The 24,568-nt window shown below is 29.4% G+C and carries 21 protein-coding genes; 3 read left to right on the top strand and 18 right to left on the bottom strand.

What is annotated here, in order from left to right; all coding sequences use genetic code 11:
* The 15 genes from ACIQ16_RS05050 to ACIQ16_RS05120 all read right to left on the bottom strand — a co-directional run bounded on the left by ACIQ16_RS05050 (position 1) and on the right by ACIQ16_RS05120 (position 16,551).
* Complete coding sequence (locus tag ACIQ16_RS05050) at positions 1-984, bottom strand: UDP-glucuronic acid decarboxylase family protein (protein ID WP_396149243.1); 984 nt, start codon at positions 982-984, stop codon at positions 1-3.
* Between the two features lie 5 nt (positions 985-989).
* The gene (locus ACIQ16_RS05055; protein WP_396149245.1) at positions 990-2,318 is read right to left on the bottom strand and encodes an O-antigen ligase family protein; all 1,329 of its coding nucleotides are present in this window, start codon (positions 2,316-2,318) and stop codon (positions 990-992) included.
* An 83-nt stretch (positions 2,319-2,401) separates the two neighbouring features.
* Positions 2,402-3,532 (bottom strand): glycosyltransferase, encoded by a 1,131-nt coding sequence (locus tag ACIQ16_RS05060; protein ID WP_396149247.1) that lies wholly within the window; start codon positions 3,530-3,532, stop codon positions 2,402-2,404.
* On the bottom strand, positions 3,501-4,697 hold the full coding sequence (locus ACIQ16_RS05065) for an O-antigen ligase family protein (RefSeq protein WP_396149249.1): 1,197 nt from the start codon (positions 4,695-4,697) through the stop codon (positions 3,501-3,503). The genes ACIQ16_RS05060 and ACIQ16_RS05065 overlap by 32 nt, the downstream gene beginning before the upstream one ends.
* Positions 4,697-5,494 (bottom strand): glycosyltransferase, encoded by a 798-nt coding sequence (locus ACIQ16_RS05070; RefSeq protein WP_396149251.1) that lies wholly within the window; start codon positions 5,492-5,494, stop codon positions 4,697-4,699. Before ACIQ16_RS05070 ends, ACIQ16_RS05065 begins: the two co-directional genes overlap by 1 nt.
* Positions 5,487-6,356, bottom strand: a complete 870-nt coding sequence (locus ACIQ16_RS05075) for an O-antigen ligase family protein (RefSeq protein ID WP_396149253.1) — start codon at positions 6,354-6,356, stop codon at positions 5,487-5,489. Before ACIQ16_RS05075 ends, ACIQ16_RS05070 begins: the two co-directional genes overlap by 8 nt.
* A 602-nt stretch (positions 6,357-6,958) precedes the next feature.
* On the bottom strand, positions 6,959-8,230 hold the full coding sequence (locus tag ACIQ16_RS05080; RefSeq protein WP_396149255.1) for an oligosaccharide flippase family protein: 1,272 nt from the start codon (positions 8,228-8,230) through the stop codon (positions 6,959-6,961).
* 14 nt (positions 8,231-8,244) lie between these two features.
* The gene (locus tag ACIQ16_RS05085; protein WP_396149257.1) at positions 8,245-8,784 is read right to left on the bottom strand and encodes a hypothetical protein; all 540 of its coding nucleotides are present in this window, start codon (positions 8,782-8,784) and stop codon (positions 8,245-8,247) included.
* A gap of 94 nt (positions 8,785-8,878) precedes the next feature.
* Positions 8,879-9,730 (bottom strand): dTDP-4-dehydrorhamnose reductase, encoded by an 852-nt coding sequence (gene rfbD, locus ACIQ16_RS05090; RefSeq protein WP_396149260.1) that lies wholly within the window; start codon positions 9,728-9,730, stop codon positions 8,879-8,881.
* On the bottom strand, positions 9,724-10,275 hold the full coding sequence (gene rfbC / locus ACIQ16_RS05095; protein WP_396149263.1) for a dTDP-4-dehydrorhamnose 3,5-epimerase: 552 nt from the start codon (positions 10,273-10,275) through the stop codon (positions 9,724-9,726). Before rfbC ends, rfbD begins: the two co-directional genes overlap by 7 nt.
* 106 nt (positions 10,276-10,381) lie before the next feature.
* On the bottom strand, positions 10,382-11,239 hold the full coding sequence (gene rfbA / locus ACIQ16_RS05100) for a glucose-1-phosphate thymidylyltransferase RfbA (protein WP_396149265.1): 858 nt from the start codon (positions 11,237-11,239) through the stop codon (positions 10,382-10,384).
* Between the two features lie 73 nt (positions 11,240-11,312).
* Positions 11,313-12,326 (bottom strand): dTDP-glucose 4,6-dehydratase, encoded by a 1,014-nt coding sequence (rfbB, locus tag ACIQ16_RS05105; protein WP_396149267.1) that lies wholly within the window; start codon positions 12,324-12,326, stop codon positions 11,313-11,315.
* The gene (locus tag ACIQ16_RS05110; protein WP_396149269.1) at positions 12,326-13,282 is read right to left on the bottom strand and encodes a hypothetical protein; all 957 of its coding nucleotides are present in this window, start codon (positions 13,280-13,282) and stop codon (positions 12,326-12,328) included. The genes rfbB and ACIQ16_RS05110 overlap by 1 nt, the downstream gene beginning before the upstream one ends.
* A 4-nt stretch (positions 13,283-13,286) precedes the next feature.
* On the bottom strand, positions 13,287-14,972 hold the full coding sequence (locus ACIQ16_RS05115; RefSeq protein ID WP_396149271.1) for a DUF6909 family protein: 1,686 nt from the start codon (positions 14,970-14,972) through the stop codon (positions 13,287-13,289).
* A gap of 94 nt (positions 14,973-15,066) precedes the next feature.
* Positions 15,067-16,551, bottom strand: coding sequence for a GH3 auxin-responsive promoter family protein (locus ACIQ16_RS05120; protein WP_396149273.1), 1,485 nt, complete (start codon positions 16,549-16,551; stop codon positions 15,067-15,069).
* A 191-nt stretch (positions 16,552-16,742) separates the two neighbouring features.
* Here ACIQ16_RS05120 and ACIQ16_RS05125 point away from each other — a divergent pair, with 191 nt between their 5' ends.
* The 3 genes from ACIQ16_RS05125 to ACIQ16_RS05135 all read left to right on the top strand — a co-directional run bounded on the left by ACIQ16_RS05125 (position 16,743) and on the right by ACIQ16_RS05135 (position 20,715).
* Entirely contained in the window at positions 16,743-16,946 is a 204-nt protein-coding gene (locus ACIQ16_RS05125; RefSeq protein WP_396149275.1) for a twin-arginine translocase TatA/TatE family subunit, read from the top strand.
* Between the two features lie 225 nt (positions 16,947-17,171).
* Positions 17,172-19,937, top strand: a complete 2,766-nt coding sequence (locus ACIQ16_RS05130) for an outer membrane beta-barrel protein (protein ID WP_396149277.1) — start codon at positions 17,172-17,174, stop codon at positions 19,935-19,937.
* A 16-nt stretch (positions 19,938-19,953) separates the two neighbouring features.
* Positions 19,954-20,715, top strand: coding sequence for a GLPGLI family protein (locus ACIQ16_RS05135; RefSeq protein WP_396149279.1), 762 nt, complete (start codon positions 19,954-19,956; stop codon positions 20,713-20,715).
* A 3-nt stretch (positions 20,716-20,718) separates the two neighbouring features.
* Here the strand turns inward: ACIQ16_RS05135 and ACIQ16_RS05140 are convergent, their stop codons facing one another.
* From ACIQ16_RS05140 to rpiB, 3 genes are all read right to left on the bottom strand, one after another.
* On the bottom strand, positions 20,719-22,851 hold the full coding sequence (locus ACIQ16_RS05140) for a Tex family protein (protein ID WP_396149281.1): 2,133 nt from the start codon (positions 22,849-22,851) through the stop codon (positions 20,719-20,721).
* 41 nt (positions 22,852-22,892) lie between these two features.
* Positions 22,893-23,456, bottom strand: a complete 564-nt coding sequence (locus ACIQ16_RS05145; protein ID WP_396149283.1) for a DUF4870 domain-containing protein — start codon at positions 23,454-23,456, stop codon at positions 22,893-22,895.
* A gap of 249 nt (positions 23,457-23,705) precedes the next feature.
* A complete protein-coding gene (gene rpiB, locus ACIQ16_RS05150) occupies positions 23,706-24,137 on the bottom strand; it encodes a ribose 5-phosphate isomerase B (protein WP_396149285.1) in 432 nt (143 codons plus the stop codon).
* Between the last annotated feature and the right edge of the window lie 431 nt (positions 24,138-24,568).

The raw sequence follows: 24,568 nt of genomic DNA on the forward strand, positions 1-24,568 counted from the left end.
CTAATAAATGTATTTTGAGAAATCTTTGTGTTCTTCTTTTGCTAATTCTTCAGGTGAAAGTGATTTGAAATACTCATAAGTTAATTTCATACCTTCTTCTCTTTTTACTTTAGCTGTCCATCCTAAAATTTCTTTGGCCTTAGTAATGTCTGGTTGGCGTTGCATTGGGTCGTTTACGGGTAAGTCTTTATAAATGACCTTTTGTTTGGTTCCTGTTAATTTAATTATTTCTTCAGCAAAATTAGAAATAGTAATTTCATCTGGATTTCCAATGTTTACAGGTAAATGATAATCGGAAAGTAATAATCTATAAATGCCTTCTACTTGATCCGAAACGTAACAAAAAGAACGTGTTTGACTTCCGTCACCAAAAACCGTTAAATCTTCGCCTCGAAGCGCTTGACCAATAAATGCGGGAATAACTCGTCCGTCATTTAATCGCATTCTTGGTCCGTAAGTATTAAAAATTCGGACAATTCGGGTTTCCACACCATGAAACGTGTGATAGGCCATTGTAATTGATTCTTGAAAACGTTTGGCTTCATCATATACACCGCGTGGACCAATTGTATTTACGTTTCCGTAATATTCTTCTGTTTGTGGATGTATTAATGGATCACCATATATTTCAGAAGTGGAAGCAATTAATATTCTGGCTTTTTTAACTCTAGCTAAACCTAATAAATTATGAGTTCCTAATGAGCCTACTTTTAAGGTTTGAATTGGAATTTTTAAATAATCAATTGGACTTGCTGGAGAAGCGAAGTGCAAAATATAATCTAAATTACCAGGAACATGAACAAATTTAGTAATATCATGATGATAAAACTCAAAGTTTTTTTCTTTAAATAAGTGCTCTATATTTTTTAAATCACCCGTAATTAAATTATCCATTCCTATAACAAAATAGCGTTCAGCTAAAAAGCGATCGCACAAATGAGAACCTAAAAATCCTGCAGCTCCTGTAATTAATATTCTTTTCATTTTCTTTATTTTTCTAATTGTAGGTTTGCTTTCGTGTTAAATAAACAATAAAAAAAGGCAAAAAACAAAACGCCTCTTTGTCTCCATAAAAAAGATTCTGTCAAAAATAAGCTTATGATTAGAATAGCAAAAGAAATATGTATAAAATTTTTATGTTTAAATGCATTTTTTATATTAACAGCTAAAATTGTAATCAAAACTAAAAAACCTATGAAACCAAGTTCGGCAAAATTTTGAACATATTGATTATGAAAATTAAACAATCCGTATCCTGGATTAAGCTCGTATTTTTTCTCTTTTTCTAAAAGTTTTGGTTGTGAAGCATTTAAACCTAATCCTTTCCAAAACAAAGGTTCTTCACTAAAAATTTCTAAAAACATTCTGAATTGATACACCCTGAAAGCAGTACCTGGAAAATAATCACAATGTGAAAATTTCTCGTTGTTCCATGCTTCATATATGCTTACATAATTAACGCCTTCATCTGCCTCATTGTAAACACTATGACTTACGCTAGTTTTGGAATTGGATTGAAATTCGACTAAAAATCTATTTTTTATTTTACCAAAACTGAATATAGCTCCTAAAATTAGGGTTAAAATGGCTAGATTTCTCAAGCGCATTTTGTTAGACGATTTTGAAAAATAAAAAAAGTGGCTTGCTAGTAGAAATACAAACACAATTATTATGTTTTTGGAAGATAATAAAAAAATAAATCCAAATAGAATACAGGAACAAATGATATCAAATTTCTTTTTAATTTCTAGATTTAAAAAGTAAAAAAAAGCGAGAGCCATATAAACAGATACATGTATTGCATTTAATAATTTAGGTACCAAACCAAAATCATTATCATATTCGCCATGATAGAAAAACGACCTTTGATCTCCTGAAATCATATATCTAATCAATGCTCTTAAAAGAAAAAAACCGGCATAAAACACCATAGCATAGCTATAATATTTTATTAATTTATAAATTTGACTTTTATAAAAGGGGCGCATAATTAAAAATGCTGCCGGAATAAATAACAAAAAGATTTCTTTGTAAATAGCTGGTATTGTTGCCGCTTTATCAATTGACCAAAAATAGGAACTTGCCATCCAAATAAATAGTACTATTGGAAATAATAAAGTAAGGTTAAATGAAATTTTGTTTGTTCTGTTAAAAAACAAAACAGAAAAAATAAAAATCGCGATAGTAACATTATTAATTGCTATAATGGTTGGCAATGTAATGAGGACAAATAAAAAAGGTAAAAAAGATTTATTTAACTTTTGCTCCTTTAGAATTTCTTGCCAGGCAGCTGCTAAAAAACTGTAAATATTGTTCATTTATTTTGTTCCAATTAAACTCATTAACTATTGTTTCGTAATTGTTTTTAATAAATGGCAAGTTATTACTTTTTTTAATTTTATTAATTGTTTTTTTTAACCTTATTATAAATATTTTCTAATTGAAATATGTTCTTTTCAATATTAAAATCAGATTCAAAGAAATTGTATGATTCTTGCTCAAAAATTTCTCTTTTTTCATGTGTTTTCAATAAATCAATAATTTTTTCTGCAAATAAACTTACATCTTCATTTTTAATAATGTAACCATTTTGATTGTCTTTAACTAAATCTCTATTTCCGTCGCAATCTGAAACAACCAGTGCTTTTTTCAACGCCATTGCTTCAATTATTGAAAAAGGAAGACCTTCATATCTTGCTGTTGAAATATATAATTTAGATTCACTTAAAACATTTAAAGCTTTGTTTCTGTCAATCCAATCTATTAATGTGATTTTATTGTTTAGTTTTTTATCACGTATCTTATTCTCTACATTTTTTAAATGGTCAGAATGCAGACCAACACCCATTATTACTAAATGACAATCAGTATGTGTTGTTACTTCAGCAAAAACATCGATCATTAATTCGATGTTTTTTTGATAACATGGTCTCCCAATTGTACAAATAAAATCCTTCGGTAAATTATATTTATTATCGCCGTTTAAATCAAGTTGAATAGGGTTAATACAATTATTAAATAAAAAAGTGTTTGAATTGGGATACTTCACTTCATTTATGGCTCTGTTCAATTCAGAATTTGATGAAGCAACGATATAATTGTTTTTCGTTTTTAATGCTTTTTCAATTAATAAATATATTCTCTTTTTAAGTTTATTTTGTGTTGAAAGATAAGAAAAAGCTTGGGGGGTATACAACACTGGTGTATTAAACAAAAACCCCAAAACCCTGCCTAATACTCCGCCTTTAGCGCTATGAGCATGAATTAAATCTGGTTTTTCGTTTTTTAAAACTTTATAACTTTGGTATAGTGCAGTTAAATCTTTTAAAAGATTTATATTTCTAACAATATTTAATTTAAAAGATTTTATTTTATCGTTTTCTTTATTTTCAAACGTAATTGATGTGTCGCTTTTTCCATGAATAACAATGTTTTCAAATTTTTTTGAATCGATATTCTTAAGAATTAATCTTAATGAAATATCTACACCACCAACGGAATTAAGAATGTGTACTATTTTCGTTTTTTTCATTATTCTTTTGAGTTAAAAATAAAATAATAATTGCTATCAGATAGCAACCAAATTGTCTGTAAAAGATGTTTTCTAAAATTAGAAAAAGCACAAAACTAAGCCAAATTGAAAACAAATATATGTTTTTATATGATGTTTGAAATAATTGATACAATAGGTAAAAAAAGATTAGTAAACCAATTACTCCTCCAACTAATAAAAATCCCAAAAACTGATTATGTGTATTGAATTTTCTTTCTAAATACCAATCTCTTTTGTCCTCTTTATCAATACTCTTTTCATAACAATTACAAAGTTCTTGTTGTGTTTCTGTAAAACCACCTGAACCAACAATAAAGTTTGTTGCGTTTTCTGCCAATAAATTTGTTGCGCATGGCCAAATGACAAATCTTGGTTCATAATCTATAAATGAGGTTACCCCCTGATTAATAACCAATCTATTTATAAAGTTTTTGTTTAAAATCAAACTTGTAAAAAAAACGATACTTAATGTAACTAGTACAATCATTTTTTTGAAAATACTTATTTGAATTTTTTTGAAAACGAAAATAAAAAGTAAAATAAAAGTTGTTATTATTGTAAGACGAGCAGCAATAATATAAATTAATATAATTGAAATTATTGTTAATGCGTATATTAAATATTTATGTTTTTTATGTTGTATCAGATCCTTTAAATTCAAAATTATTCCAATTAATGAAACAAATCCAAAATAGGGTCTATCAATAAACAATAAAGTATGAAATTCTTTAACCGTACTAAAGTTTAAATCACCATAGTTAACATAATATATTATAATTTTAGTCATTACTAAAAAGGTTAGCGCTACATAAGATAACTTAAAGGCTTTTAAAATATTTTCTATATTACCTTGAAGTAGTAAAACTAAAAAAGAAGGAATTATTAGCAATCTCGCAAGCATTGATATGTTGCTTGATAATTGTCCTTTTAATGTGAAATTAAGCGTCAAATACACTATTAAAAAAACTATTATTTTAAGAGATTTATTAAACTCAAATTCTTGTTTCTTCAATGCTTTTATTATAAAAATCAAAACACTCAAACCTAAAAGAATATTAGGAAGTCCCATAGAAAAAGGAAGAGAAAAAATCGTTAAATACAATAAGTACTCAGCGATATTATTTAGAGTGAAATGGGATTTCATTATTTATGATTTTTTATCCAGTTAATGATTTTTTGTGAAATTAAATATCTTAAAGCATAATTTCTTAATAATCCATATATTGGCCAATACCCAAAATAAAAATTGTCTTTTATTATTTGAATTCTACTTGATACTTGTTGGTTTCTCATAGATAAAGAAATTCCATTGGGATTTATTTCATATTTTAATAAGCATTTCTGAATATTATGTGTCTGATATTTTTGTACTATTTTAAAAAAAAAAGCATAATCTTCAGCTGCTTTATATTCTGTTGGATAAAATCCAATTTCATTAATTAATGAAGAACAAAACATAACGGTTGGATGCAAAAACATAGCGTTTACAAACATTTTGTTTTTAATTTTACTAGAAAACTCTGGAAGTATAGTTTTATAAAGCTCTTTCCCGTTTAAATCAATTGCAATTGCGTTACTTCCAACTAATTTACAAGTAGGATTCTTTTCTAAATATTCCTCTTGTAAAGAAAATCTATTTTCTAAACACAAATCTCCGCAGTCTAATCGGGCGATATACTCGTATGTGTTTTCGGAATTTATGTGTTGTAACCCTTGGTTTAATACATGCTCAATTCCTAAATTTTCTTTGTTATAAATAAATGAAATTGTTCCATTAAATTTTTTAAATTTTAAAAGTTCACTTTCCTTTATTATGCTTGTAGTGCTCCCGTCGTCTACAATTAACACATCAACCTTTTCCTCTTTTGCAATTGAAAAAATAGAATTAGACAACCCTGTGAAATTGTTAAAATGTGGTATTAAAATAATTACATTATTCATGTTTATATGCTGATGTTTTTATAAGAATTGCTAAAGAAATCCATACCCCGTAAATTCTAAAGGTGTCAATTTGCATCCAATTAATAAATAATCCTATTGTGGTAACAAACAAAATAATTCCTAAAATTTGAAAATCTTTATTTTGAAATTTTGATAGTCTTCGTGCTTCTTTTAACATTAAAAACTGAAAATATACAAAAATTGAAAAACCAACTATTCCTAATTCAGCTAAAAGTCTTATATATAAATTATAACCTGGAGGAAACGATTTTTCTCGCTGATTGTTATACCAAATTTCAAACTCGTAATTATCTCTTGTAACCCATCCTGGATAAAGTTTTCTGGCAACATAAGCTTGCTGACCAAATCCTACACCAAAAATTGGATTTTTCACAAATATTAGTAAAGAAGTATATTGAATTCCTAACCTAGATCTGTTTGAAACATTAGATTTAATATTACCTATAAAATCTAATGACTCTAACTTTTCTTCAATTACTTTGTTAAACTTAATACCTGCAAAAATTCCTAAACAGAAAACGATTAATGTAAAATATTTTAAAGAAGATAAAATTCGTTGCTTATACCCATAATACTTATATAAATAAACTAAGAAAATAATTAATTGTAATGTAATTACAATTAACGCAGTCCTAGAACCCGAAAAAAATGTAAGTATTAAAACTAATACAGTAGGTATGTATCTTAATTTAGAAGAACTTGTTAAGATATAACTAAACATCCAGCCTGCAATAGTGATTAAATAAATTGCTAAAAATGGTGGTTCATATGAAACACTGGAGATTCTTCCTTCTGCATGATAACTAACTTCTATAAAAGGCAAATAATCAAACAAATCCAAGATTGGATTTAAAAAAGCAAAACCAAAAAAGGAAATAAGCGTTTCAATAAATCCATAAAAAAAAACAAAACTAAAAGAAATGGAAAAAATTTTTCTTAATAATAAAGTAATTTCAACTACTGTTTTGTCTTTTAGTACAAACCAATAAATTTGAAAAAAAATAATAGTTGAAAGTATTGTAGAAAAATATTGTCTTATAAACCTAAATATACCAGGGGTTTGTTTAAATTTATATCCAAAAACTTGATAAAAATTTATTAGAATGCTAATAAAACATACAAATAAAAATAGAAAAAGTGCATAATAAATTTTATTTGTATAAGGCAAATAAATTTTATTTGTATAAACCGAATAAAAACAAATTAAAATAAAAGCTAATACAAAAAACAAGGCTGCGGCCTCTGACTTGTATTCTCCCAAGAAAGGAATACCTTCGTACTCATTAAAGGGTAAAAAAAATATCCCTATAGTAAATAATACTTCAATTGCTTTTTTTAATCTCATTGCTTTTTTAGAAATATAGTTTAGAAAAGAAAAATTTATCCCCAAATATACAAATTAAAAACACATTATTTTTGTTGAAACTTGTAAAAAAGTAAGTGTTATTTTTCTTTTAAAGTTTTATAAGAAAAGTAAAACATACCATTAACTAAAAAAAAGAGTGAGGTTAATTGAGCAATTGCAGCGCCAATGTAGCTATAATTATTAATAAAATAAAAAATTATAGGAACGTTAATTATTGCTACAATTAAAATGACTTTAAAAAATTGTTTTTCTTTTTTTAAATTTAATAAAATTTGCTTTCCAAAAAACAAATCTAAAAAAGTCAACAAGGGTACAAAAGCCAATATTTTGAAAACAATTATGCTATTATTCATTTCAATGCCTAAAATCAAAACTATTATGTTTTCGGAATGATAAAAAAGAAAAATTGAAAAAATAGATAAAAGAACAATAGTAATTGGTAATATTTTTTTTATTAATCTAATTGTTTCTTTTTTATTATTGTTGAGATTTATTGCTAAAATAGGTAATAAAGAATTTTGTATTGGTGCAAACATGTTACTAATAGCTTTAATAATTTTTTCGGCTCCAACAAAATAAGCAACAGCTACGTTTCCGGATATTAGACCTAGTAACAAAACATTAAAATAAGATATAAAGTATAATTTAAATTCTGAAAGAAACATAAACTTACCTTTTTTTAATTGGTTTTTAAATTGTTCTATTCGAATTAGCTTGATTTTAATTTTGAATTTTTTATAAATTATAAAAAAAGTGATAGCAAATGAAATTAAAAATCCAATTGCATTAAATACTGGTACCAGTAAATAATCATTTTCCGATTTTATAAAAAGTATGATAAATAATAAATAAATAAACCTACCAATAAAACTAGAAATAGTAATGTATTTAGATTCTTGCAAGCCTTGAAAAAACCAAAATGGTATTAAAGACTGAAAAATAAAAGAAATGAAGGTGAAAATAAAAATTTCTTTATCGGAATTAAATTTGTCGAAAAATAGAATAATATTAATATAAAAAAACAAACAAATTAAAGATAATATAATTTTTGAATTCAATGTTTCATTAAAAATTTGTGAAACTATTTTGAAATCCTTTTTATTTATAGATATATCCCTAGTAGAAATAGTGTTAAAGCCAAAATCGACAAATATTTGAAAAAGGAAAGAAAAAACGATGGCAAAACTAATAAGCCCAAATTTTTCTGCACCAACTTTACTTATAATTATCGGGATGGTTATAAGAGGAATTAATAACTCAACAGCTTGAAAAACAGTTAGCGAGAAAAAATTTAAAATAAAATCTTTTCTCGCTAACCGTTTTATTTTTTCTGCTTTTTTAGAAATCATTTATTAAAAAGCATTTAAAACCTAGTCATTAAAACCGCTTCCATCTGAGGGAAAAATATTGGTGTTGTGAAAAATATTGGGTCGTAAGCACCATTAATTTCTTTAGTTGTTATTATGCCTGTTTTAGCGTCTAAACTGATAAACTCGTTAGGTCTAAAAAACTCAGTAAATTTATCTTTTAAAATCATAAACGAACGACTCTCTTGCTCAAGTTTGATATAATTTAAAGTAATTTCATTTTGTTCTTTCTTTGAACTAATATCAAGTCTTATGTCGTTTGGCATGTCGCCTTCTTGAAATTCAAAAACTACTTTTTGAGGCACAATACTTCCTTTAATTCCTTGATAAATAGTATGGTTATCATCAAAAAAAGAAATTGACTTGTCTTTCCAAAATAAAATTAACTCATCATCTTTTTTAAAAGTTCCTTCAATTTCTACTTTAAACGTTTTAGGATTTACTTTTGGAGTTTCGTCCTTAACTTCTTCCTTTTTACCACATGAAGTTAATAATAAAACCATCATTGTAGTAATTAACAAAAAATTTTTTCTCATGTTTTTTATTTTTATTTTTTACAAAATTATGTTTTTTATTTAAATAACGAAATTTTATTGTTTTTATTTTGTTTCTGAATAAAATTAATTTAAATCAATAATTTTTCAAACTTACTTCCCAATCCTTAACCTCAATACCAAATTCCTTTTTTATTTTACTTTTGTCCAAAACACTATATACTGGTCTTTTAGCCGGCGTGGGATATGCAGATGTTGGAATAGCTTGTAAATTTATGGAAATGTTATTTACTTTAAATATTTCTTTAGCAAAATCGTACCAAGAACATTGGCCTTCGTTACTAAAATTGTAAATTCCATAGCGGTCGAATGTCGAATGTCGAATGTCGAAAGAGATAATAGTTAACAAGCATTCTGCTAAATCAACAGCATTTGTTGGTGTACCAATTTGGTCTGAAACTACCGATAAACTATCTCTTTCTGATGCCAATCGCAACATCGTCTTCATAAAATTATTGGCAAATTGCGAATATACCCAAGAGGTTCTAATGATAAAATGCTTTTCCCAAGTGTTTTGTATGGCTTGTTCCCCTTGTAATTTGGTTATTCCATAAACGCCTGTTGGATTTGGAACGGCACCTTCTGAATAAGGTTGAGTTGCTAAGCCGTCGAAAACAAAATCGGTTGAAACGTGCAATAAAACGGTGTTGTGCGCTTTACAAACGAATGCTAAATTTTGCGCGCCTGTAACATTTATAGCGTATGCTTTTTCTGATTCCGATTCCGCTTTGTCAACAGCTGTATAAGCAGCTGCATTAATACAAAATTGTGGTTTATGTTTTTCGAAAATGGTTTCGCAATTACTTTTATCAGTGATATTTAATTCTACTGACGAACAAAACACAAAATCGATTGAAGGATAATTTCCAACAACCGACTGTATAGCTTGTCCTAATTGTCCGTTTGCGCCTGTAACTAAAACTACCATACTTTTATTGCGTTGTCTAAAGTGGGTAATATTTGATCTTTTTCTGAAATAATTAATTGTTCGTAAGGAAAATTCCAATCTATATTTACAGTAGAATCGTTATAAATTAATCCGCCTTCACTTTCTTTATTGTAGAAATTATCGCATTTGTAAAAGAAAGTTGCTGTTTCGCTCAATACTAAAAATCCGTGGGCAAAACCTCTCGGAATAAAAAATTGAGTTTGATTTTCTGCTGTTAAAAGTACCGTTTCGTATTGTCCAAAAGTTTCAGAATTAGGTCTTAAATCTACTGCAACGTCTAATACTTCACCTTGTAAAACACGCACTAATTTAGCTTGTGCATGTTCTCCGGTTTGATAATGTAATCCTCGTAAGACTCCTTTTGAAGAAAAGGACTGATTGTCTTGTACAAAAGTAACTTTTTGACCAATGCCTTTATAAAAAGTATTCTCATTGAAGCTCTCCATAAAATAGCCGCGGTCATCTTGTATTACATTTGGCTCTAAAATAAAACAGCCTTTTAATTTGGTTTCTATAAATTTCATGTGTTCAATTTGTCAATTAGACAATGTTCAATGTGTCAATGTTCAATGTGCCAATGTTCGCGTACAACTAATTAATTGACAAATTGGCTAATTGACAAATTGAGTATTAAATTATGCTCATTAAATGTGTTCCGTAGCCGCTTTTTAGTAATGGTTCGGCTAGTTTTTTTAATTGTTCTGCATTGATGAAACCCATTTTATATGCTGCTTCTTCAATAGCGCCGATTTTTAATCCTTGACGTTCTTCAATAACCTGAACAAATTGCCCGGCTTGCATTAACGACTGGAATGTTCCGGTGTCTAACCAAGCCGTTCCTCTGTCTAAAATACTAACTTTTAATTTACCTTGTTCTAAATAGGCTTTATTAATATCGGTAATTTCTAATTCGCCACGGTGACTTGGTTGTATGTTCGCTGCAATTTCAATCACAGAATTATCGTAAAAATAAATTCCAGGAACGGCATAATTTGATTTAGGTGCTGTAGGTTTTTCTTCAATAGAAAGCACTTTTCCTGTTGCGTCAAATTCTACCACGCCATAACGTTCTGGATCGTGTACATGGTATGCATACACAATTCCGCCATCTGGATTGTTGTTGGCTTGAAGTAATTCGGCCAATCCAGTTCCGTAAAATATATTGTCGCCTAAAACTAAGGCTACTTTGTCGTTACCCACAAATTCTTTTCCAATAATAAATGCTTCGGCTAAACCGTTTGGATGTTCTTGTACGGCATATTCAAATCTGCACCCTAAACTGCTTCCGTCGCCTAATAAGTGTTGAAACAAAGGCAAATCGTGTGGGGTAGAAATAATTAAAATTTCGTTGATTCCTGCCCACATCAAAGTTGATAGCGGATAGTAAATCATGGGTTTGTCATAAATTGGCATTAATTGCTTACTCACCGCTAATGTTAACGGGTGTAAACGTGTTCCTGAGCCTCCGGCTAATATAATTCCTTTCATAGTTTTTTTGTTTAATTTGTTTAAAGTTTCAGGTTTCAGGTTTCAGGTTAATTAACTTGAAACAAAAATAACTTTAAACTTGAAACTTTTTCAAGTACCATTCAATTGTTTTTTTAATTCCTGTTTCAAAGTTTTCATCTGCTTTCCAGCCAAGTTCTGTTTCAATTTTTGTGGCATCAATTGCATAACGTAAATCGTGGCCAGGACGGTCTGTTACAAATGTAATTTGATCTTGGTATTTTCCTGTTGCTTTTGGTTTTAATTGATTTAAAATAGTACAAACGGTATCTACAATTTGTAAATTATTACGTTCGTTTCTTCCTCCAACATTATACGTTTCACCAGATTTTCCGGTTTTAAATGCTAACTCAATTCCTTTACAGTGGTCTAAAACGTATAACCAATCTCGTACGTTTTTTCCGTCTCCGTAAATTGGAATGTTTTCTCCAGCCAATGCTTTACGAATAATAGTAGGAATTAGTTTTTCATTATGTTGTTTTGGTCCGTAATTATTAGAACAATTAGTAGTTACTACATTCATTCCATAGGTATGAAAATAACTACGAACAATCATATCTGAACCTGCTTTAGATGCTGAATATGGGCTATTTGGCGCATATGGCGTGGTTTCTTCAAACAAACCTGTTTCGCCTAAAGTTCCATATACCTCATCCGTAGAAACATGGTGAAAACGCGCGTTTTTGAATGCTTCGTTATACTGATTTGGAGCAGACATCCATAGTTTTCTGGCTGTATCTAAAAGGTTAAATGTTCCTAACACATTAGTTTTAATAAACGCTTCAGGACCAGAAATAGAATTATCTACATGACTTTCTGCTGCGAAGTGAACAACATCATGAAATTGATATTTTGCAAACAATTCTTTAATAAATTCACCATCCACAATATCACCTTTTACAAAAGTATATCGTTCATGGTTTTCTACTTCAGAAACATTTTCTAAATTACCTGCATAAGTTAATGCGTCTAAATTTACTAAATGATACTCTGGATTATTTGCTATAAAATATGGGACAAAATTTGCGCCAATAAATCCGGCTCCGCCAGTTACTAAAATGTGTTTCATTATGCTTTAATTCTTTGTTTTTGTTGTTTATATACTTTTGAAAACCAATATCCTAATAAATAAAACAATACAAACAATAACGGTAAAATAAATTTTAATTTATTGTTTGCACCGCTTGTATTCATTTGATTTAATACAATATCCTGATCTTTAATAATTTTTTCAAACTCTAATCGGTTGGTTGCTAATTTTTGGTTTTCAAAAATTAAATTGTCCTTTTTTTGAATAATATCACTAATACCTGTGTTTTCAGATATTGAAACACCGCTTCCTATTTTATTTTGACTTAAACTTGAAACAATTTGATCAATCTGAGTGATTAATGACTTGTTAGCTACTAATTTTTCTTCTAAATTATTTTGTTGAATTTTCTGAAGTTTAATAAAATATTCCGACTGTTGTAAATAGTTTAATATAGGGTCAATTAAGTCTTTTTGCTGGTAAGCTATCGCGGTTTTGATGTTTATGCCGTGTAAATAATAGTTTTTACTGGTAGTTGGATCCTCAATTATTTTTTCTAAATCGCCATCTTCTGCCATTAATTTAACCAATTCAAAATTGTTTTTCTGGCTTTCTGAATTAATAAAATTATAAATTCCGTTAATGGGTTGAATATCAATAGAAACAAAATCTTTAATGTTTTTAATTCCAATTTTTGTAAAAAACGCTTTGTCTTTTTCTTTTAATTTTAAAGAAATTAAATTTATTTTATCGTACAAATACTCATTGCTCCCAAAATTAGGAAAAACTACAATATCATTTGTATAGTTAGGTTCTTTGTCTAAATAAAAACCTAAACCGCCTCCAATAACTAATATAGTAAAAACAATTAAAAATTTCTTTTGAATAAAAAACAACAAATCGAAACAATTGTTTATTACTTTTTGAAAGCCTTTTGAAATGCTTTTTCCAATTTGGCTTAAATCAATTTCTTGCTCTTGAGAATTTGTACTCATAATCTTAGTTTACGTTAAAAATTTGTTCTAATATTTTAATGGTAATTAAATACGTTGGTTTTACACCAGTAGTTCCTAAACCTCCAGAAGCTAAAGTGCTTCCCGTTTCTAAAGGGTTGTCTGAGGCGTAATATGCGTATCTTACTTTTACATTTGTGTTGATGCTTTTTCTAATTCTTGAAGCAGATTGAATGGCTTTTTGATAATACGAACCTTCCATTTCCAAACCAATGGCTTCCCAAGTGGATTCGTGGAAAAATTTTAGTAAATCTCTATTTTGTAAAGACGTTCCTAAAACCGTTATCATAGGTCCTGAAAAAACGGGTATTCCATTTCCTTCGAACATTTCTTTTGTAAGTTCGTTTTCGAAATGATAATTATCTGCAGTTCCTTCATTCACGTGTGCGTTTGGAATCATAATGTCGCCTTTTCCGCCTTCTAAAATTCCGGCTTTTCCCATTATAGAAACCGATTCCACATTTAATAGTGTCTTGGTTTTATCAACTTTATACGGTTTCAATAGTTCATCAATGGTTTCGTACGCTTGTTCACCAAAAGCATAATCCATTACAATAAGTACTGGTTTTTCCTTTATTGTTGCCGATGGAAAAGCTGTTTTTTTCCAATCGAATTTCGCAGTGTCAAAAATCTGCACATCAATGTTTGTTCCTGAAGTGTCTGGCAGCGAAATCATTCCGTTTTGTAACGCAACATCTTCCACTTTTTTACGTAACTCTTTGTGAGAAGACGAACTTAAGTCTTCATAAATTTGAAACGCTTCTTTTCCTTTATATTTTGTTGCTAAAACCGCAGGTGCAAAAACAGAATTCATTACACTGTGCATATTCGCACTTATTATATGAATCGGTCTTTCTAATAAGTTATTTTTGCTAAGCGTTTCTTTAATGTTATTTGCCCAAATTTCTCCGTAAATATGATGCCCTAATCGTTCTCTTAAAATCGGACTAAAAGTAATCGTGCGCTTGTTATTATCTACAATTTCTTCAATTGCAATTTTTCCTAACCAATATATAATTTGTAAAAAACGTTCTGGAGCTTCAGTTGTGGCAAAACCATCATAAATGTCTTGAACTTCTGCAAAGGTTCTTCCTAAAACATTAGACAAGTGCGACATCGCAATTTCTCTATCTATAGGTGTTAGTTTTTTAGTTTGAAGGGCGAATTGTTCCAGTTTTTGCCAATCGCGAGATACCAAGCCTTCATCGTCAATTAAAACTCTATCTTTAATTTTATGTGATTCGATGAAAATAAACGTAAGGTGTGTTAAAATATCATAAATATCCGAACGACCACGGGTAATTTCAATATTCATTTGTTCGTCATCTATACGATAACAATTTCTTCTTCTTTTTGGCGGAACGATGGCTTTAAAGTGCGAATTCGCATAGCCTTCATCCGACGTTAAATTAATATAACGACATTGTTCGATACCTACTGGTAAACGCTCAATCACGTATAATAATCCGTTTAACTCTACTTTTTCCTCTGCAATAGAACCATAAATTTCTGGTCGTAAGGATAATAAAGCTTCACGTAAGGTTTCTCCTGAAACACCCATTGGTTTGTAAAAACCTCTGTTAAATAAGTGTCGCATAGTAATGTACAATCGTTCGATAGCTGCCGACGATTCTTGCGCCCGAGAACGCGAAATGTTTTTAATGTCTCTCATTAATTTCTATTTTATAACCAACAAAGGTAATAAATTTATTCTATAGTCCGTTTTCGTTCGCTTTTTGTATATAGAAAGTTAATAATTTCTTTATTTACACTTCAAAAAAATCAGCAATTTTTCTATCATTGCTTAATCTTGGTAATTTGTTTTGTCCGCCTAATTTTCCGATGGATTTCATATAGTTTTGAAAACCATTTTTTGCCACTTTCGTAATCACAAGTGTTCGCAATACATTTCCTTTTATTAAATCGTCGTAATACACATTTTGTTGGCGCATTTCTGCATCAATTTTTAATGCAAAAGTTTCCAAATCTTCTGGTTCCGAATCAAATTCTATTAACCATTCGTGATACGGTAAACCGCTTTTCGGAGTAATTTGTGGCGCAACCGTAAACTCATTTACGCTTATATTTGTTCCTGAAATGGCTTTTTGCAAAGTGGTTTCTACTTCTTTTCCAATCACGTGTTCGCCAAAAGCAGAGATGTAATGTTTAATTCTTCCGGTAACAATTATTCGATACGGTTTTGTAGAGGTAAACGCAATTGTATCGCCAATATTGTATGCCCAAAGTCCGGCGTTGGTAGAAATAATCAAAACATAATTTACGTTAATTTCTACTTCGCTAATTGTGAGGCGTTTAGGGTTTTCTGTGAAAAAATCATCGGCTTTAATAAACTCATAGAAAATTCCAGAATTCAGTAGCAATAACATCCCTTTTGCAGTTTGCGAATCTTGATAGGCAAAAAACCCTTCAGAAGCAGGAAATAATTCAATTGAATCAACTTTTCTACCTATTAATTGTTCAAATTTAGCACGATAAGGTTCGTAATTTACACCGCCATAAATGAATAAATTGAAGTTTTTAAACAACTCGCCAACAGGCAAACTCGATTTTGTTTTTAATTTTTCGAAATACATTTGTACCCAACTTGGAATGCCTGAAATCACCGTCATATTTTGATGAAATGTTTCTTCTACAATGGCATCGACTTTGGTTTCCCAATCGTCAATACAATTGGTTTTCCAACTTGGTAATCGGTTTTTTTGTAAATATTTTGGCACATAATGCGCTACAATTCCTGAAAGCCTTCCTAATTTAATTCCATTTTTTTCTTCCATTTCTGGACTTCCTTGTAAAAAAATCATTTTTCCGTCAACAAAATCGGCTTTACCCGTTTCATGAATGTAACTTAAAATGGCGTTTTTCGCAGCCTGAATATGAAATGGCATCGATTCTGCCGTTAGCGGAATGTATTTCGCGCCTGAAGTTGTTCCTGAAGTTTTTGCAAAATACAACGGTTTACCTTTCCATAAAACATCCGATTCGCCAGCTACAACTTTATCTACATAGGATTTTAAATCTTCGTAATCTCGAACAGGCACTTGCTTGGCAAAATCTTCAAATGAGTTGATGTTTGAAAAGTGATGCTCTTTTCCAAACTGCGTTTTTTTTGCTTCACGCAATAAGGATTTAAATACTTTTTCTTGCGAAGCAACAGGTTCGTTCGCCCATTTTTGCGTTTGAAAATGAGAATATTTAGCGAGTATTTTAGCTGCAATTGCTTTAATTGACATACTTGTCGGTTTTGTTTTTAGTCTTTTTTAAGACAAATCACCAGATTTTATACAAATATAAGATAATTAGCGAATGTGCCAATTAGTAAATCTCGAGATTCGGGACAAGTTGTGCCAATAAAAAAGAATAATTTTATTTGTGTTTTATTTTTTTATGTACCTTTGTGGTATAAATTTTAAATTTAAACAAAATGAATTCTTTATATATAACTTTAGGAGCCATTGGTGGAACAGAGTGGATTATTATTATTGCTGTTGTTGTCTTATTCTTTGGAGGTAAAAAAATTCCAGAATTAATGAAAGGACTTGGTGGCGGTATCAAGGAATTTAAAAAAGCAGCTAAAGGTGAAGACGAAACGCCAGTAGCTAAAAAAGAAGAGGAAACTAAAGAATAAATTTTTTTAAATTCCAATAAAAAAATTCCAAATTCCAAATTTAACAACTTGGAATTTGGAATTTTTTGTTTTAGGTTATTTCTTGAATTATAGTAAAAAGTTTACGCTTTAGTAAAATATTTTTTAATAAAACTCGTTTATTTAATTGAAAACCAATTTAAATAACAACTGTTTCCTTATTTTTGTTGGAAAGAACTGAGATTTTTTAAGCCCTAAAAATATATTATGTTAAAATGTAATTACTTACTTGTTGCTTTCCTATTATTTTCGATTTCATCCTTTTCTCAAAAAGGAACCCTTTCTGGGCAAGTTAATGATTTAGAAAAAAAACCTGTTGAAAATGCCGTAATAGCTTTAATAACGCCTAAAGATTCTATTTTGTATCGATTTACAAGATCAGATAAAGAAGGCAAGTTTTTAATTAAAAACATCAAATCAGGAAAATATATTTTGAGCATATCAAATAGTCAATTTGCCGACTATGTAGATGAAATAGAAATAAAAGAAAATGAAAATAAACAAGAAACAATCGGGCTATTTAATAAAAGCAAATTAATAGAAGAAGTAATTATTAAAGGTGGTTCAATACGAATTAAAGGTGATACAACTAGCTATAGAGCAAGTGATTATAAAGTTGATGTAAACGCAAATGTGGAAGAATTATTAAAAAAGCTTCCTGGTATTCAAGTTGATAAGAACGGAGAAATCAAAGCGATGGGCGAATCGGTTAAAAAAGTTCTAGTGGATGGTGAAGAATTTTTTGGTGACGACCCAGGAATGGCTACAAAAAATCTTCGTGCCGATGCAGTTAAAACAGTACAAGTATTTGATAAAAAAAGCGATCAAGCAGAATTTACAGGAATTGACGATGGGAAAAGTCAAAAAACAATAAATCTCAAACTTAAGGAAGATAAAAAGAAAGGACGTTTTGGAAAAATAGACAACTCTGCTGGGCCATTAGAAGAGCTAGACCCAAGGTATAATAGCAATTTGATGTTAAGTGCCTTTAAAGGAAAAAGGAAAATTTCAGCGTTTTTATTAAATGGAAATACGGGTCAGGACGGTTTAAATTGGGAGGATAGCGATAAATTTGGTGGTGAAAACAGCGATGTTACGATGAATATGGATGATGATGGAAACGTTAGTTACCAATGGATTGGAGGCAATAATGATGACGAACCGCAAGTGGATACGCAAAATGGTTTTATAAAAAACACGAATGGTGGATTACATTACAACAATAAATGGAACGACAAACAAACTTTAAATTTCTCGCCTAAATTTAATACTCAAAACTACACCAATACTAATAAAAGAAATAATAGAACACAAATTGGTGAAACACAACTAAATGAAAATACTTCTACCGCTACAAACGTAACAAGAAAAAATTATAAATTAAATGCGTCTTATGATATAAAATTAGATTCATTAAATACGATTAAAATAAATGCAAAAACAAATTTTTATGCTACTAAAAGTAATGAATTTACCAATGGAACTACTACTGATGAAAATGGCGTTTTAAAAAATAATAGTCAAAAAAATCTGGAAACAAATTCAGAAAAGCAATCATTAATGGCTTCTGTTTTGTTTAAACATAAGTTTGCAAAATTACGTCGTACTTTTTCAATGAACTTGTCTTGGAGCAGTTTAAATAATGATTCTGATAATTATTTAAAATCTGATAATGAAAGTTTTATTTCAGGAATTTCTTCTTCTATTATAAGCCTTAATCAAAACAAAATTGGTAAAAAAACAACTCAAAATACGAATGTAAATCTTGTTTATACTGAGCCGATTGCTAAAAATTGGGCGTTGCAACTTGGTTATCAAATTGCTTACAATACAGGAAAAAACAATCAATTAACGTATGATTTTTCAACTTTATCGAACCAATATGATTTACTGAATAGTGGACTGTCAAATCAATTTGAACAAACTATTGTAGTTAACAAACCCAATTTTATAATGAGTTATAACTCAAAAAAAATAAATTATAGCTTTGGTAGTGGATTTGGTTTTACCTTTTTTGATTTAATTGACCAAACCTTCAATAAAGAGTACAAACGAAATTATACCAATCTTTTTCCATCAGCCAGTTTTTCTTATAAATACAAAAATAATGGTAATTTAAGAATCAATTATAATGGCTCAACATCGCAACCAACGATTGACCAATTACAACCCTTGCGAAACAATCAAGATTTTTTTAATCAAATTATTGGAAATCCTGACTTAAAGCAATCTTTTACAAATAGTATAAATATTTCTCATAATAATTATAATATCTTGAGCGAATCTCATATGTATCAAGGCGTTAATTTTAGAACTACGTCGAATTTAATTACTTATAACAGAGATATTGATATAGATAACGCAAAAACTATCTCTAAAGCAATCAATACCAACGGTAATTTTTCTGGTAATTTTTATATGGGATATGGTTTTAAAATAAAAAAGTTTGATTTGGATGCCGGAATTAATCCTTCAATTAGTTATAATAAATCGATGATAAGTATTAATAATGTTCTGAACAATTCAAAGAATATAAATTCAAATTTTTCGTTTTATTTTTCTAAATCAGAAGAAAAAAGTTATGAATTTTACATCAATAATCAATTTTCAAATAATAGAAATAGTACGTCACTTAACAACGAAGTAAACTCATTTAATACCTATAATTTAAGTATAGATGCAAGCTATTATTTAAGTAAAAATTGGAAAATTAGCACAGATTATAACTTATATACTCGACAAAAAACGGATGATTTTCAGAGTAATCTTACGAATCAAATTTGGAATGCAAGAGTACAACGCACTTTTAAAAATGATGAATTTACTGCCTACTTTTTGGTTAGAGATATTCTTAATCAAAACATTGGAATTGAACGATATAACTATGGCAACGTAATTGGAGAAGAACAGAATGATAGACTTAAACGCTATGCTATGATTGGTTTTATCTGGAATTTTAAAAATAAACAATAATTAAAAAAGAAAAGTGATGAAATCAGTATATTTAGTAGCAGCAATGTTGTTTTTTAGCTTTTGCTCAACGGCACAGCAATTTGTTGACAAAGCCGAAATTGAGTTTGAGGTAAATACCAATGTCAAGAAAAATATGAGTAATACTAGTTGGGATGAAATGATGAAAGAAAGTCTTTCAGAACTTAAAACATCTTATTGGACATACAGTTTTACAGACAATAAAAGTCTCTTCAAATTTAATCGATGGAGCGAAAAAACAAGAATTCCAAAAAATGAAAAAGACCAAGACGAAGAAAAAAGTTGGTATTATGATTTTAATACAAACTCTATGAGTTCACAAAAACAAGTGGTTGGTTCAACTATTGTAATTTCAGACAGTATTGCGCCAATTGAATGGAGAATTACTAACGAAAACCGTGAAATTGCTGGTTATAATTGCCGTAAAGCTGTTGGAAAAATTTTTGGTGATGTGTATATTTTTGCATTTTATACCGATGATATCACCATTAGTGGCGGACCTTGTTCAATAAATGGATTACCTGGAATGATTTTAGGTCTTACAATACCAAGATTATATACTTCTTACATAGCAACCAAAGTAAACTTAACCGTTACAAATCCAACTGAAATAAAACCTATAACCGCTAAAAAAATGTTTTCTAATTTAGAATTTAGGACACTTATTGAAGACAAAACAAAAGATTGGTGGAGCTACGGGAACGATGAAGAAGAGAAAAAAAGAGAAAAAAATGTTTTCCTTTGGAATGCGTTTCTCTAATAATTACAAAACCATCGTCAACTGAATACGTTTTCTTGCTTCATCTACCTCAACCACTTTTACTTGCACGTGTTGATGAAGTTTTACCACTTCGTTTACATCGGATACAAAACCAGCTTTTAATTGCGAAATATGCACCAAACCACTTTCTTTTGTTCCAATATCCACGAAACAACCAAAAGCGGTAATATTATTCACAATTCCGGGTAAAATCATACCTGTTTTTAAATCTTTAATCGTTCGAACATTTGGGTCAAACTCGAAAACTTTAGCGGCTTTTCTTGGATCTAAACCGGGTTTTTCTAACTCTTTTAAAGCGTCTTTTAGTGTTAAAATTCCAATTTCAGATGTAATATAATTTTCTGGTTGTATTTGTGCTATTTTTTCTTTGTTGGCAATCAAATCTGTTGTTTTAACACCTAAATCTTTTGCCATTTTTTCAACAATTGCATACGCTTCCGGGTGCACTGCCGAATTATCTAACGGGTTTTTACCGTCTTTAATACGAATAAATGCTGCGGCTTGTTGGTACGCTTTTTCGCCTAAACGGGGTACTTTTTTTAGTTGCTTTCTGTCTTCAAAAGGGCCGTTTTCTGAACGATAGGCTATAATGTTTTCAGCCATTTTTTCTCCAATTCCAGAAACATAGCTCAACAACGATTTACTTGCGGTATTGACGTTAATTCCTACCGAGTTTACACAACTCATTACCACAGTATCTAATTGCTCTTTTAATTTATTTTGATCTACATCGTGTTGGTATTGTCCAACTCCAATTGATTTAGGATCTATTTTTACTAATTCTGCTAACGGATCAGATAAGCGTCTTCCAATAGAAACCGAACCTCTTACTGTTACATCATAATTAGGAAATTCATCACGTGCAATTTTACTCGCCGAGTACACCGATGCGCCTGCTTCTGAAACCACAAAAACCTGAACGGGTTTATCAAAAGCAATTTTTTTAATAAAAAATTCGGTTTCTCGTGATGCCGTTCCGTTTCCAATAGAAATGGCTTCAATATTGTAAGCATTAACCATTGAACGGATTTTTTTCATCGCCATAGCGCTATCGTTTTGTGGCGCGTGCGGATAAACCGTTTCGTTGTTTAATAAATCACCTTTTTCATCTAAACAAACTAATTTGCATCCACTTCTGTAGCCAGGATCGATGGCTAAAATGCGTTTTTCACCTAATGGTGGCGCCAATAACAACTGACGTAAATTTTCTGCAAAAACATCAATGGCTTTTATATCGGCTTTGGTTTTTGCTTCTTGCAACGTTTCGTTTGAAATAGCGGGTTCTAACAATCTTTTATAACTGTCTTTAATAGCTTTTTCAATTTGTTCGCCACTTTCGTTGTTGGTTTTAATTAAGTTGTCTTCCATAAAATGAATTACTTCGTCTTTGTCTTCCTCGTTTAAACCTACATTCAACTTAATAAATCCTTCGGCTTCAGCGCGTAACATAGCTAATAATCGGTGCGATGGGGCTTTGGTAATGTTTTCAGACCAATCAAAATATTGGGAAAATTTTTGAGCTGCTTCGTCGTCTTTTTTGGTTTTAACTACTTTAGTAATAATTTCGGCTTTACGCAGAAAAGTTCTTCGTAACGATTTTCGAATGAAAATATTTTCGTTTATCCATTCGGCAATAATATCACGAGCGCCTTGTAGGGCTTCGTCTTCATTGGTAACTTTTTCATTTAAATATTTCGATGCCAAAAACTCAATGTCATCATTTCGTTGAGACATAATTATTTTTGCTAATGGTTCCAATCCATTTTCACGCGCGGTGTCTGCTTTGGTTTTTTTCTTCTTTTTATATGGCAAATAAAAATCTTCTAATTCTTGTAAATCAAAACTGTTTTCAATTTTTGATTTCAATTCTGCCGAAAGTGCGTTTTGCTCCTCAATCGATTTTAAAATGCTTTCTTTTCGTTTTACAATTTCAATAAATTGCTTGTTTAATTTAGCAATTTGCTCAATTTGAACCTCATCTAAATTTCCTGTTTGATCTTTTCGATAACGAGAAATAAACGGAATCGTGCAATCTTCCGAAAGTAATTGTATCGTAGCTTCAATGCTTTTAACAGCAATATTAGTTTGATTTTGTATGAATTGGATTGTGGTCATTATTTTCCAAAAAATTAATTTTATTTAAATTTTATTGTGATTTACTTCACAAAAACAATTGGATTTATGTAATATTCTTTGATTTTATTTTGTTTGATTTTTATTGATGCATAGACAGAATAACTCGTATTTACGGCAATCAACATAAGGTAAGAGTATAATAAAATTTCAGTGTTAAAAGTATGAGATATTTTAAAATAAGCAGTGACAAAAAATAATAAATTACTCACTATTGAAAATAAAATTTGAAAATTTAATATATTTTTTCCTTGTTTGTCTACGTTTATAATACTTTCTCTTTTGTTTAGCCACAAAATCAATGGAAAAATAATATTTCCTAAAGGAATAATTACATTTGAAATTATAGATAAATGAAGAAACATAAGATAACTATTGTCTTCTATTTTACCATAATTAATAATTTCTTCAATATTAATTTGTAACGTTTCACAAATTAATCTTAATGTGTTGCCGCTTGGTTGGTTTTCGTCTTTTTCAATTCTTTGTAACGTTCTTAAATTAATTTTTGATAAGTCAGAAAGTTCTTCTTGAGACATTCCTTTTTGTTTTCTAATTTTAGAAATCTTTGATCCTATTGTTTCCATTTTAATGTTTTTAAAAATTTCATCAAAATTAAAATGAAATTGATATTTGGTCTTATGGTTTTTTTACGACATTTCTACGACATTTTTGTCCAATGGCTGTATTTAAACGTTTTTTAAGAAATTATATTAACCTTTTAAAGTTTTTTACCGCAATGTTAATTTGATTTTGTATGAATTGTATAGTGATAATTGTGGAAAGTATTAAAAACATTAATTCCGTCAATTGATTGACGGAATTAACATAAAATATTATTTACAAGCAATTTTATTCACTCTATTTGCGTGTCTTCCGCCTTCAAAATCGGTGTTTAAAAAAGTAACTACCATTTCCACAGCTTGTTGAATAGAAGTATAACGTGCCGGAATAGAAATTATATTCGCATCATTATGCTGACGAGCTAATTCCGCAATTTCTTTTGTCCAACATAAAGCGGCACGAATATCTTGGTGTTTATTTGCTGACATCGCTATTCCGTTTCCAGAACCACAAATTACAATTCCAAAACGGGCTTTTTTACTTGCAACATCATTCGCCACAGCGTGACCAAAATCTGGATAATCAACACTTTCAAAAGTATCTGTTCCGTGGTTAATAACTTGATGATTGTTGCTTTCTAAGAAGTTAACTATTGCTTTTTTATAGTCTGGACCCGCGTGGTCGTTACCAATTGATACTGTCATAATAGTGAGTAGTGTTGTTAATATTGTTTTACAAAAATAATCAATATGTAGCGTATCATAAAGTAAATTTGTAAATATTATTAGTTTCCTATTATAATGATTTTATAAAAATCAATCGAAAAAAGAGCGTTGTTAATACTTTTTGATAATGAGTTGATAATCAGTTAATGTTAATTTAACATTACGTGTTGATAACTTAAGATAGAAAATAATAAGTTTTTTACTGGTGTGAAATTAAAATTTGTAATGCAAATCTTAAATTTAAAATCAAAATTTAGTTATTACATTTTATTGTTTTTTTATGAATAGTTTTTACGTGGTTATTAACAAAATTTACAAATTGACTTATATACAAAACAATCTCGGATTAAGATTTTAACAGGTGTTGATAAGATTTATATTAAATATAAAATTTCGTTGTAAAAGAAGTT

Source organism: Flavobacterium sp. (assembly GCF_044360715.1).
In the GTDB taxonomy this organism is placed as follows: Bacteria; Bacteroidota; Bacteroidia; order Flavobacteriales; family Flavobacteriaceae; genus Flavobacterium.